Consider the following 12,815-nt stretch of genomic DNA (forward strand, 5'->3'; position numbering starts at 1 on the left):
TATGGATACATCTGTACAAGAGGCCCTCAAAATAGGTCTTGTAAACGACCAGATACATAGCATCGTCATTTCTGGGGGGACTGGTGTCGGTAAAAGTTTTATGGTTCGTCAGTGCCTCCACACATGGCATATTCCCTATCGTGTTATACCGGTTTATATAGATAGCTCACAACTTCAAGAAAGCATCGATTTTGAAGCCTCTCTCGAGCAAGGCAAGATGATCATGGCCTCTAGTCTATTAGATGACGATAATACGCGATGCTGGCTCATCGATGATGGTCATGTTCTATCTCCAGAAGTGCGTCATGCCTTATTAACAGAGGCAAAACGCCGCCAAATCTTGTTGATTATGACCATAAACCATGAGGATAGAGCCTTAACTGATGCGGAATGGGAACTCGTAGACGTACATGTATCTATGGAACCAGCTTTATTGGAATCTAGGGTAGCAGTATTACAACAAACTCGAGATGTAATTTCTTGTGCAGATACTGTGTTACCTTCAACAGAAGAGCACTCATCTAAGGATGTAGTCAGTTTAATCGATCATAAGCGGATTTCATCGATTGCCGTTCCTGATGCAATGATTTCATTAGCCATTTCCTATGCACTCCAAGCTCGTACTGTAGGTTACGGTGCAGAGTTTATATTGCTTCAAGTTATGAAATCACTGGCGCTTCTTGATGGTGTTTCTTATTGTAAGCCTATTCATGCAGAGAGGGCCGCTCTTTATGTACTGCCTCATCGGATGAAGCGTGATGACACAACCACATCACAGCCTTCACAAGGGGAGAATGGAAATAGTAAAGCGGATAGAAATCAACTAGAAAATAGGGCCGAACATGCATCGGACCAAGCTGATGAAGATGCACAATATGAAGCGGACCAAAATGATTCTATGGGCAATGAAGCAGCTCCTAAGGATTCAAACGCTAATGATGGGGACACTCATTCTGTTATGAATAGTGCAGAAGATGCATCTTCTCAGCAAGACGATTCAAGTGAAGCTGATGGTTCTAATCAATCTAACGACTTAGATGCTACACAGAAGGAATCCAGTGATTCCGAGGCTATGAACGTAGGTGGAGACGACTCACAACGCTTATCCTCTTTATGTTTGCCCGATACGGTTGCCCGTATAGCTAACCAATTATTCCAATGGAAACTAGAATCCTCTAAAACAGTGGACCGTCAGTATCGCAAGGGCTCAGGTCGTCGCCTCATGACCAAAACAAAGGACACTAGAGGGCGTATGATTCGAGCTTACCAAGATGAACATGCCTTAGAGGACTTGGCGCTAGTAGATACGTTGCGAGTGGCGGCGCCTTATCAACGATTACGGGCTGCTACTAAGACGGAACAAGGAAAGCTATCTACTCAGTCCCAGCAATTAAAGCATCAAGACGGTAAGGGATTATCTATAGTGATAAAACCTCAGGATTATCGCCGAAAAGCCCGTGAAAAGCGCATTGGCGCATACCAGCTTTTCGTAGTAGATGCCAGTGGATCTATGGCGGCGCGTCATCGCATGGAGGCCACTAAAGCGGCTATTCTCAGTCTCTTGCGAGACTCCTATATCCACCGTGATTCGGTAGGGCTCATTGCGTTCCGCAAGGAGTCGGCAGAGGTGTTATTGCCTTTTACGCGCAGCGTTGAGCGAGCAGAGCGATTGTTAGCCTCTATGCCTACAGGCGGTAAAACGCCGTTAGCTCACGGTTTACGGATGGCCTATACCATGTGCGATAGATTGTTGCGTGCCCATCGGGCGGAACGAATTCAGATTATATATATCACCGATGGTCGAGCTACGTCGGGTGATTCTGAGGACCCTGTAGCGGAGTCCAAGCAATGGGCTCGTATCCTTGGTACTTTGCCTGTAGATTGTATCGTTATCGATACGGAAACGGGCTTTATCAAACTTGGATTGGCTAAGGAATTATGTAAATTGATGAATGGCAGTTATTATGCCATGGATACTATTACTGCAGATCGTATTTTGCGAGTGTCTCGGAGGTAGATCATGAGTCGACTCATGTATATTTCTAACTTAGGAAAACAAATCCAATATATAGAAAAGACCGTTGCTACCTACCCTGAATTGATACAAGGCGAGGTGGATATTTGCAATATGAAAAAGCCGCCTCTCTGGGACGGTGATTTTGAAAGTCGCCTTCGTGCTGCCGATGTAGTACTCGTAACAAACATGGGGGTTGGCTTAGACTCGCCATTCTTAGAACGCCTTGAACGATGGCTATATGCGCATCATCCAAAATACTGGATCGATGTGGTAGAACCTAAGAAAACGGATATTCTGTATCGTAATATAGATGAGGATAAACGGATTCGTCTTGAAAGTTATCGTCGTACTAGTGGCATCATGAACTATGTGCGGCTCATTAACGGTGCTTTCAGTACAAAACCAATTTCTGAATGGGAAGAACCTGACCGAATTCCGTGGCAAGCCATTATGGGGCGAGCAGGCAATATCTACGAGACCTATGATGAGTTTATGGATGCCGAAGGAAACCCTGATTGGCCGTCCATTGCGGTGTACTTTTACCGTGACGAGTGGATTATGGGGGATATTTATTATCAACAGGCCTTATTTGAAGAGATTTATAAGCATCAGTACAATCCGATTATCTTTTATGGTCAGTATGGCTCGAATCCTCGCGTAGGCATTCCGAATATGAAACTGTCTATGAACTATCTTTTTGGGAAAGATGTATTCCCCTTTGACGTGCTTATCAACACTTGTAAATTCTCCTTCCAGTCCTTAGGGGCTCAAACCTTGGAGGAGTTAAAATTACAGGACGTACCTATCGTTCAAGGGTATACCATATACATGGATGAGAAATCTTGGGTTGAGAATCCACAAGGTGTAACGCCTTTAGATGTGAATTTATCTATATCTCAGCCTGAGTTAGATGGTGTTATTCAAGGCGGTGTAGTGGCTTGTCAGACCTTTGATGAGCGTGGTCACTATGTGTATTTACCTGTGAAAGAGCGTATTGCTGCTATTGTACAGCGAGCTATTAAATGGTCTACATTGCGCCATATTCCTGTATCGGAACGAAAAGTGGCCGTTATATTACATAACTATCCGCCTAAGAATTCCAATATTGGTTCCGCAGCTGGCCTAGATACGCCTGAGTCGGTGCTGCGGTTATTGCGAGACATGAAAGCAGAAGGCTATACCATCGACACGGTGCCAGAAACAAGTGCAGACTTGATGGATGTGGTAACGTCTCATATGACGAATGACCGCTCTATGCTCACCGATGAACTGCTAGCCTCTGCAGAAGGTCGCTTGAGTAGCGATGATTACAAAGCATACTTTGGTACACTTCCGGAAGATACTCAGGTGGCGATGATTAAATCTTGGGGCGAAGCCCCAGGTGATGTATTCGTTTACGATGATGAAGTCATTATTCCAGGTTTCTCCAATGGCAATCTATGGATTACGGTACAGCCACCGCGTGGGTTCGGGGAGAATGTATCGGCCATTTACCACGATCCATGTTTGCCACCACCGCATCAATATTTAGCATTTTATCACTGGGTGCGGAACGTCTTTCAAGCTGATGCAGTTATTCATGTCGGTACACATGGATCTCTAGAATGGCTGCCAGGTAAAGGAGCTGGCCTCAGCGCTAGTTGTTATCCTGAAATTGGTATTTCTAGTTTGCCAAATATTTACCCTTATTGGACAACCATTATAGGGGAAGGCATCCAAGCCAAGCGGCGTAGCTCGGCTTGCTTAGTAGGGCACTTGTCGCCACCGATGACGACAGCGGGCCTCTATGATGAGTTCGAAGAATTAGAAACCTTGCTCGATGAACATAGTCATTTTGAGCGGGAACATCCGGAAAGCGTCTCTAATATAGGCGAAGTGATTCGGGAAAAGGCCATGGAGTGTCATCTCATCAATGAAGATCGAGGCTTAACGATGACGGTGGACGATATTATTACAGAGATCCATGAAAAGCTGAGCGACTTGAAACATATGCAGATGCGTAATGGCTTGCACATCTTGGGGAAAGGGCCTGAAGGGGAGAATTTAGAAGAATTTATTACTGCTATTGTAAGCACCCCTCAAGGTGAAATTCCATCAGGTCTTGCTACCATCGCAGAAGAATTAGGGTATGATTGGTCCTATATGGTGGAACATGCTGGCGAAATTCATTCAGATGGTATACGATATAGTGTTACCATAGATCGAATTTGGAATGAATTGCGTAACTTTGTAAGCTATGTGGTCAATACATCAGATTATACAGTGCCCGAACGGTTAGAACCTTTGGCGAATGCTATCGTTCGAGAGTATATTCCTAAATTAGGTGACACCAAGAACGAGCTAAGCTCCATTTCAAATGCCTTACAGGGCAGATATGTAGAGCCTGGTCCTGGGGGATCCCCATCGAGCGGTCAAGTCGACGTACTGCCTACGGGACGTAACTTCTATGGTTTAGATGAAAGAGTTTTACCGACGAAGATAGCCTATCAATTAGGCATAGAGTTGGCAGATCAAGTCATCGCTGATTATATTTTGAATGAACAACGGTATCCTGAGACGATTGGTATTATCCTATGGGCTACGAGCAATTCTAGAAGTCATGGTCAGTGTTTAGGTGAGTTCCTTTACTTGTTAGGGGTTCGACCTAAATGGCAATCGGGTGGTCGCGTGTCAGGTTTAGAAGTGATTCCTTTAGAAGAATTACAGCGTCCTCGCATCGATGTGATGGGCCGCATCAGTGGTCTCATTCGAGATATGATGCCTACTGCCATCGGCTGGCTTGATAAAGCCGTTGAAATGGTGGCAGAATTAGACGAGTCCTTGGAAGATAACTACGTGAAAAAGCATATTCACGATGATGTGGATTGGCTCGTTGAACAAGGAGAGGACATTCTGTTGGCTACTAAAAAGGCTAGACTCCGCATCTTTGGCGATCCGCCCCAAGCTTATGGCACGGGGGTGGGCGCCCTAATTGAAGGCAAAAACTGGGAGTCTTTACAAGATATTGCTCAAGTTTACAGCAAGTGGAGTAGCTTTCATCTGCACAAGGACATTCCTCAGGACATGAGGCTATTCCAGCGTCGATTAACCACGATGGATGTAACCATTAAGAATGAAGATAATCGGGAAACTCATATTATGAGTGCCGACGATTATTATAGTTATCACGGTGGCCTTATTGCAGCGGTACGAACTGCGAAAGGCAGTGCACCGCGCGCCTATGTGGGAGATAGCTCAGACCGCAATCGTGTTGTGATGAGGTCCTTAGGTGACGAAATTCGCCGCGTCGTGCAAGGGGAAACGCAGAACCCTAAATTTATTCAAGCTATGATGCAACATGGCTACAAAGGGGCATCGGATATGTCGAATGTCGTATCCCATACCTTTGGTTGGGATGCTACGAGTGATGTCGTACCAGACTGGGTCTATGAAGGGTATGCTAATAAGTATGCTTTAGACAAGACGGTACAAGACTGGATGCGCAATGTAAATCCTTGGGCCTTACAGCGCATTACAGAAACCTTGCTAGAGGCTTCTCAACGTGGCTATTGGAATGCATCGCCTGAAATATTACAGGATTTGCAATCATTATTTATTTCCATGGAAGGGGTTATAGAAGGTCGTTAGTATGAAGCACAGAATATCTATTATATGTACCATAGTAATGATGGTACTTCTAGTGGTCGGTTGTGGTCCTACGCAGACGGGGACAACGGGCACGACACATCAAGTTACGGATGGCACTGGTGTAACTGTTACGGTGCCTAGTGAGCCGAAGCGAATCGTCCCTATTGCTGCGAGTACAGAGGATATAGTGTTATCCTTGGTTGATCCGAGCCGAGTGGCAGCCGTTGGCACCGTGCCTAATAATGTACCTGATGAGTCTGCCAAGGTGGGGACGCATGTGAAAGCAACTGCTGAATCCATGCTTTCAGTACAACCTGATTTAGTATTAGTTCCAAACTGGATGTCTCCAGATGCAATTGGGGAAATGCGAAATATGCAGATTCCCGTTTACGTCTATAAGACTCCGACTACGGTAGAAGAAGCAAAAGCAGTTATCCATGAAATTGCAGGACTCTTACACGCTTCGGATGAAAAGATGATTGCTAGCATGGATGCAGATTTGAAAACTGTCGAAGAGTTAGCAAATAAACATACCGGTGAACGCCCTGTAGTAGCATTTTATACGCAATTTGGTTTAACCGGTGGCAAAGGGTCAACCTTTGATGATATGACTAAATATCTGAAGGTTACCAATGCGGCCGCCCAATTAGGCTTGGGGCCTTTTGATAATGGGACGCGAGAGGATTTAATTAAAGCGAATCCAGACATTATCATCATCCCATCGGTGGCCTATACTTCGGATGGTACTACGCCAGCAACGGCAGAACAGCTCTATTCTGACCCTGCTTTGCAAGGGGTTAAGGCCATCGCCAATCGTCGTGTGTTCCTCGTAGATTCCTCGCAGGTCATGAGTTATTCTCAATTTATGACTCGTGCAATGGTTTCTATGGCACAAAATATATATAACAAATGATTTAGTGTGTGTGGAGGTTTTTATGAAAGTATCAAGAATGCAACGATTATCCATGTACATAGGGTTAGCTCTCGTATTTGGTAGCACATTGAGTGCACCTAGTGTATCAGCTGTTGACGCTGGTGATGCGAAAGAAGCGCATACCATTGTTGTTACGGCGACTCGTAGTGAACAACAGCTTTCAGAAGTGCCAGCTAGTGTAGGCGTAGTAACAGGCGACGATATTCGTGAGCGCCATGCTACGAATATGAACGAAGCCTTGAACATCGTACCGGGCGTAGATATTAATACGTATGGTGGTGGCGTAGGTTACACGAACTCCAATGCATTCCGCATCAATGGGTCTGACCAAGTATTGTATTTGGTAGACGGCATCAATATGGGGGCGGCTGGTGTGAATCCGCCGATGACTATTTTGAAAGATATGTCTAGTATTGATCGCATTGAAGTTCAACGTGGTGCAGGCTCTACATTGTATGGTTCCGGTGCCATTGGTGGTGTAGTAAATGTAATCACTGCAAAACCTGAGCAAGGTGTACAAACTAAGCTTCGCGTGATGGGTGGCAGCAATGATTTAGAGCAATACGCAATTACCAACGAAGGTAGCCAAAATGATTGGTATTGGCGTGTAGGCGTACAAAAAGATATTATTGGTTCCTATAAAGATGGTCATGGCGTGCGCGTTCCGCAACATGGCAATAGCCACACTGCATCTTTCATGGTGGGCAATAAAATCAATGATAAGAACGATGTAAAAATATCTTACGATACATATCGTGGTGATGTAATGTATTCCGACCATTTGGGTGCCCTCAACCATATTCGTTATGGTAATGAAGCGAATGATTCCTTACGCGCGATTTGGAAGAACAAAATCAGCAATCGTTGGAGCCATCAATTATACTTGATGAACAATCATTATAAAACAACATACGATGGGTACTTAACAGATGTGAAGACTCGTGGTATTGGCGATCAAGTTACGTATAAAGCAAAAGACCATACTGTAGTAGGCGGCTTTGACTGGAGACAAGATAAGGTGCTTAATATGGGTGGCGTGAAGCTTACGAATACATCTTACTTCATTCAAGATGAATGGAAATTTGCTCCTAAGTGGACTGTAACGCCTGGTATCCGTGTTGACCATCATTCCTCCTTCGGTACGCATACATCTCCATCCATCAGCCTTGGCTATGATGTAAATGAGAAGACAAATGTGTATGCTGCGTATAAAGAGTACTTCTTAGCCCCTACACCATACCAATTATTTGATGGCTTCAATGGCAATCGCAATTTGAAACCGGAAACAGGTCATGAATTTGATTTAGGTGTACACCACAAATTCGGTAAAACATGGAATAGTAATCTTAGTTTCTTCAGCCGTAGTACGAAGGATAAAATCGGTTGGGTTATGACAGATCCAGCAAATTTTACAGGCCAATATCGCAATTTTGACACTGAAAAAGCTCGTGGCATCAATGCGGATGTGCGTAAACAATTGACGAACCACTTGTCCGCACGCCTTGGCTATACGTATACTCATATTGATGCGACACCAACTCGCAAAGCAAATCGCGATGGGTATGTGCCAAAACATGCTGTTAACGCAGGCCTTGATTACAACGATGCTAAATGGGATGCTCATTTGGATATCCGCGGTATCATTAATCGTCCTGGCCCTGCAGATAATGTATTCCCACGTAAAACGTACTGGTTGGCGGATATCAGCGCTAACTATCGTGTACGCGAAAATGTTACTATATTTGGTCGTATCAATAATATCTTTGATACATACTATGCAGAACAATCTAACGTTCGTTGGGGCAACCCTGGTGACTGGTGGCCAGGTCAAGGTCGCAACTTCCGTCTAGGTGTAGAAGTGACTATCTAATAGATATAACTACTGCAATGGCTAATAGATATAACTACTGTAATGGTTCGATTATAAAGCTATACTAATAATTGACAATTACATCATAGTTATTTGTATAGCTTCAAAATGTAATTTATATCATGGTGAAAGAGCCTCTTATGGGGCTCTTTCATTTTTATTATAATTTTTGATGATATATTGAGACCGCACTAAGCACCATGAGAGTTATTTTCAATAACCGATAAATTGGGTATAGGTAAATAAGTATATGTTATAAAACTATAGATTTTCTATAGTAAAAGCTCTATAATATTATGTATCTATCTATCTATAGGTATTCATAGTTTATGTTTTGTGATGTAAACGTATATTTGCTTGTATAGTAAATGTTTTGTTACTTTCACAGTTATCAAAACCTTCCCATGGAGAAGGTTGATTTTTAGAGGAGTTGGATCGAAATGAAACAACCAGAATTATCGCCGTATATGATGGCTCGCAAGCCGTCTGGCATTCGCCTAGGACAAATTAAATTCTTGGAACGTAAGAACCCACCTATCTTGGTGAATGGTTCTATTGGCAATGTAATGCGTCCTATGCATCCCGCCATGCAGCGTAGGTTGTTTGATTTGGGTGGTGTCAATAGCCCGTTCCACAATGGTATTGTGCCATATGTGCCAACTACGGGCACTGATGAGTGTCGTGAAGCGTTTTTACACATTTTGCGCAGTCAAGGTTTTGATACGACAGGTCTTGATGTACTCGTGACAGACGGTGCATCCATGGCGATGGAAATTATCATGCTTGGCGTATGTGGTGGTGCAGGCGAAGAGGAACGTCCTCTCTTGATGTTCAATCCTTCTTATACAAATTATGATGCAGTAGGTCTTCGCATAGGCCGTAAAACAGTAACAGTAGAACGGGAGCTCAATGAAAATGGTGAGTTTGAATTGCCATCCGTAGAGACTGTAGAGAAGCGCATTATCGACACAAAACCTGGTGCGTTGCTTATCATTCCTTATGACAATCCGACTGGTCAATTGTTTAGCAAAGAAACGCTCATTGAATATACAAAATTGTGCGTTAAACATAATTTATGGATTATCTCTGACGAAGCGTACCGTGAATTGGCTTATGAAAAAGGGAAAGAAACATCTAGCATTTGGGCTTTAACCGATAAAGATGTGCCTGGCATCGAAGGTCGCCGTATTAGCCTTGAAACAGCTAGTAAAGTTTGGAATGCGTGTGGACTTCGCATTGGAGCCATCATTACGGATAATAAATTATGCTATGAAAAATCTGTTGCGGAATATACGGCAAACCTTAGCGCTAATACATTGGGCCAATATATTTTTGGCGCTTTGAAACATGAGTCCTATGCGCAGTTGCACAATTGGTATGAGCAACAACGCGACTACTATCGTCAAATGATCTTTGAGCTCCATAAAGGGTTTAAAGAGGTAGAACCAGACTTCATCGTATCCCGTCCTGAAGCATCTATTTACTTTGTAATCGACGTGAGAAAGGTGGCAAAACCTGGCTTTGACGGCGTGGAATTTGCTTCCTGGTGTGCCGAACACGGTGCAGTAAGCCTTGATGATGGTAAGGAATATACACTCCTCATGGCGCCGCTCAATGGTTTCTATAGCGGTAAAAACGGTGATAATAACCCTGGTAAAACACAATTACGCGTGTCCTTCTGTGAAAATCCAGAACTATTGCGCTTGGCTCCTGAATTATTATCTAAACTATTCAGAGCTTATGAAGCACAACGAAATGTATAAACATAAAGAGTGCCATTCCCAAAGGGAAGGCACTCTTTTTGCATTGTAAGTTATCATTATGAGTTATATAGATACTATGTATGGTATAGTATTACATAAAAAAGAGCTATAATATTCAAAATTATAGCTCTTTTCGTTTTTCCCTAGATATGGTAAATAGGGAAGGACTTTTATTTACTTTCTTCATCATGATGCGGTCCCTTAGTACGTATTTCGACTGCCAGTTGCTCGCTAGGTATGGAGCTTTCCTCAGTTGCTGGATATGAAGTGTCTTCTAAGATAACCGTTTCTAATAATTTGTCAATTTCATCAGACTGGATGGATACTTCTTTGTTGTACCATTCGCCAAATTCGCGAATAACCTCTTCGTTGCGACGGAAATAGGTATATTGGTCGATTTTACGCGATTCTACAAGTTCAGCATTCTCTAAGATGCTCATAAATGTAGAAATAGAAGATTGAGATACACCGCAGCGCTTTTGGATGCTCTTAACGCTCACACTATGTGGAAAATCGATAAGAGTTTTAGAGTGTACTTGTACACCGAATTCTTTCTCTGGGTGTTTTAGCCACAATATAATATCTAACCGATGCGGATTTGATAATGCTTTCAAGATTTTTAACGGGTCCATAGGGCCTCCTCTTAATTAAAAAATAACGAGTTCCCAACCTTGACCGTGGACTTGCATTATGCGGTCGTATTATACGCGTCTTGCTCCGTATAGGGTTTTTGCTACCTTTATCATACGCTACTTTTCTTGTGAAAGCTAGACTTACTTATAAATTTCACGAATTGATGAATTTTATTGCACTCATCTAGAAGGGAAAGTATACATTAGTATTAATATATAATGAGTATATATACAACCTGTAGAGACTTTTATAATATATTTCTGAAAAATATAGAATATATTCATCTTTCTGTGATAATTTTTAAAGGTATTTTGGTTCTAAATAGAGAAATATATATACTATATGAACTTATGTAAGTCTAAGCTTTCATTTAAAGGAGCTGAGTATATGGCAATTGATCGCAATGAAACATTTGATGTTATCGTTGTTGGCGCAGGGCCAGCGGGTTCTGCGGCAGCATTACGCCTTGCGGAGCAGAGGGTAAAAGTTTTACTTATCGAACGTGGAACCGCACCAGGTGCTAAAAATATGATGGGTGGACGCATCTATACACATTCTTTGGAGCGTCTTGTACCGGACTTTAGAGACCGTGCGCCGTTGGAACGAAAGGTAACAAAAGAGCGCATTTCTATAGGCACAGGTAATGAAATGACTACCATTGAGTATAGTTACGAAGATGGTGAACCTAATGAAGAATCCTACGTAGTATTGCGTGCTAAATTTGATAAATGGCTAGCAGAAGAGGCAGAGAAAAAAGGGGCTCTCCTCGTATCTAATGTACAGGTAACAGAGCTTATTACCGAAGGTGAAGGTAAACATCGCCGCGTAATAGGGGTTCGCTGTCACGATGACGAAGTATATGCAAAACTAGTTGTCATCGCAGAAGGTTCTAATACATTATTATTGGAACAGGCTGGTCTTACAGGCCCTACAGATCCAAAAACAATGGCTGTAGGGGTAAAAGAGGTATATAAACTCAAAAAAGAGGATCTTGAAAATCGTCTTATGCTATCTGGCGATGAGGGGATGGCGTGGCTTACATTGGGGGACATGACCGATGGCCTATTAGGTGGTGGCTTTATTTATACGAATAAAGACAGCCTTTCCGTAGGGATGGTTGTAGGCCTTGAAGATATCGGCAAAGCTAATAAATCGGTAGATGATATGCTGTTAGCTTTCACAAACCATCCAAGAATCGCACCACTATTAAAAAATGGTCAATTGAAGGAGCATAGTGCGCATCTCGTGCCAGAAGGCGGATTTAAAGCGCTGCCTAAGTTGGGCGGTAATGGGTATGTTATCGTCGGTGATGCGGCGCGCATGTGTATGAACTTGGGGTATACCATTCGTGGGATGGACCTTGCCATCGAATCTGGCATGTGTGCAGCCGATGCAGTTAACGTAGCCTTGCGCGATGAGAACATGGAGCGCGTTGCTAAATTGTATGAACGTCAAATCAAGAATTCTTGGCTATATAAGGACATGAAACTTTATAAAAATATGCCTGCCTTCCTCGCATCCAACCCTCGTATATTTAAAGAGTATCCAGCTCTTGTGAATAATGTGATGCGCGATGTATTCACTGTAAACGGTGATGGGGCAGTACCAATGATGAAAAAATTGATGAGTAGTGTAAGTGATGTAGGTTTAGTTACCTTGATTCGTGATGCTTGGAAAGGGGTGCGTTCCCTATGAAATTAGAAGAGCGCTTGGGCGCCAATAAATACTATGTAGATGAAACGTCTCCTCATATCATTGTGGATGGCGCTGGCTTTGGTCTGGAAGAGAAAATGAAACTCGTAAATGGCTGTCCTGCTGGTTTATATACATTACAAGAGAATGGCGATTTAGCATTTGATTTCGCTGGTTGCCTTGAATGCGGTACCTGTCGTGTTCTCTGTGGCGAAACCATCGTAAAAACTTGGAAATATCCGCGTAACGCTAAGGGCGTAGAATTTAGACAGGGGTGAG

8 protein-coding genes are annotated in these 12,815 nt (G+C 43.1%); 7 read left to right on the plus strand and 1 reads right to left on the minus strand.

Features of this window, described 5'->3' with window-relative positions:
• Position 1 precedes the first annotated feature (1 nt).
• The 5 genes from PK1910_RS08250 (at position 2) to PK1910_RS08270 (ending at position 10,211) form a co-directional block, all read left to right on the plus strand.
• The gene (locus PK1910_RS08250; protein ID WP_287511569.1) at positions 2–2,017 is read left to right on the plus strand and encodes a VWA domain-containing protein; all 2,016 of its coding nucleotides are present in this window, start codon (positions 2–4) and stop codon (positions 2,015–2,017) included.
• Between the two features lie 3 nt (positions 2,018–2,020).
• Entirely contained in the window at positions 2,021–5,644 is a 3,624-nt protein-coding gene (gene cobN, locus PK1910_RS08255; RefSeq protein ID WP_287511570.1) for a cobaltochelatase subunit CobN, read from the plus strand.
• Position 5,645: 1 nt separating this feature from the next.
• Positions 5,646–6,557 carry an ABC transporter substrate-binding protein gene (locus PK1910_RS08260; protein ID WP_287511571.1) on the plus strand — a complete coding sequence of 304 codons (912 nt, stop codon included), beginning with the start codon at positions 5,646–5,648 and terminating at the stop codon, positions 6,555–6,557.
• Positions 6,558–6,579: 22 nt separating this feature from the next.
• Complete coding sequence (locus PK1910_RS08265) at positions 6,580–8,448, plus strand: TonB-dependent receptor plug domain-containing protein (RefSeq protein WP_287511572.1); 1,869 nt, start codon at positions 6,580–6,582, stop codon at positions 8,446–8,448.
• A gap of 440 nt (positions 8,449–8,888) precedes the next feature.
• Complete coding sequence (locus PK1910_RS08270) at positions 8,889–10,211, plus strand: pyridoxal phosphate-dependent aminotransferase (protein WP_008603324.1); 1,323 nt, start codon at positions 8,889–8,891, stop codon at positions 10,209–10,211.
• Between the two features lie 170 nt (positions 10,212–10,381).
• Here PK1910_RS08270 and PK1910_RS08275 read toward each other — a convergent pair whose 3' ends face one another.
• Positions 10,382–10,843, minus strand: a complete 462-nt coding sequence (locus tag PK1910_RS08275) for an ArsR/SmtB family transcription factor (protein ID WP_287511574.1) — start codon at positions 10,841–10,843, stop codon at positions 10,382–10,384.
• Between the two features lie 388 nt (positions 10,844–11,231).
• On the opposite strand from PK1910_RS08275, the gene PK1910_RS08280 reads away from it, so the two are divergent.
• Both PK1910_RS08280 and PK1910_RS08285 read left to right on the plus strand, forming a co-directional pair.
• Positions 11,232–12,539, plus strand: coding sequence for an FAD-dependent oxidoreductase (locus PK1910_RS08280; RefSeq protein WP_287511575.1), 1,308 nt, complete (start codon positions 11,232–11,234; stop codon positions 12,537–12,539).
• On the plus strand, positions 12,536–12,814 hold the full coding sequence (locus PK1910_RS08285) for a ferredoxin family protein (RefSeq protein ID WP_008715118.1): 279 nt from the start codon (positions 12,536–12,538) through the stop codon (positions 12,812–12,814). The genes PK1910_RS08280 and PK1910_RS08285 overlap by 4 nt, the downstream gene beginning before the upstream one ends.
• The last annotated feature ends 1 nt before the right edge of the window (position 12,815 follow it).

This window comes from Veillonella parvula (assembly GCF_036456085.1).
Classification (GTDB): Bacteria; Bacillota; Negativicutes; order Veillonellales; family Veillonellaceae; genus Veillonella; species Veillonella parvula_E.

What these genes read in the sequence shown, in the direction of transcription:
- PK1910_RS08280 (WP_287511575.1), top strand. Translation starts at nt 11,232, where the DNA reads ATGGCAATTGATCGCAATGAAACATTTGATGTTATCGTTGTTGGCGCA.
- PK1910_RS08275 (WP_287511574.1), bottom strand. Translation starts at nt 10,843, where the DNA reads ATGGACCCGTTAAAAATCTTGAAAGCATTATCAAATCCGCATCGGTTA.
- cobN (WP_287511570.1), top strand. Translation starts at nt 2,021, where the DNA reads ATGAGTCGACTCATGTATATTTCTAACTTAGGAAAACAAATCCAATAT.
- PK1910_RS08285 (WP_008715118.1), top strand. Translation starts at nt 12,536, where the DNA reads ATGAAATTAGAAGAGCGCTTGGGCGCCAATAAATACTATGTAGATGAA.
- PK1910_RS08265 (WP_287511572.1), top strand. Translation starts at nt 6,580, where the DNA reads ATGAAAGTATCAAGAATGCAACGATTATCCATGTACATAGGGTTAGCT.
- PK1910_RS08270 (WP_008603324.1), top strand. Translation starts at nt 8,889, where the DNA reads ATGAAACAACCAGAATTATCGCCGTATATGATGGCTCGCAAGCCGTCT.
- PK1910_RS08260 (WP_287511571.1), top strand. Translation starts at nt 5,646, where the DNA reads ATGAAGCACAGAATATCTATTATATGTACCATAGTAATGATGGTACTT.
- PK1910_RS08250 (WP_287511569.1), top strand. Translation starts at nt 2, where the DNA reads ATGGATACATCTGTACAAGAGGCCCTCAAAATAGGTCTTGTAAACGAC.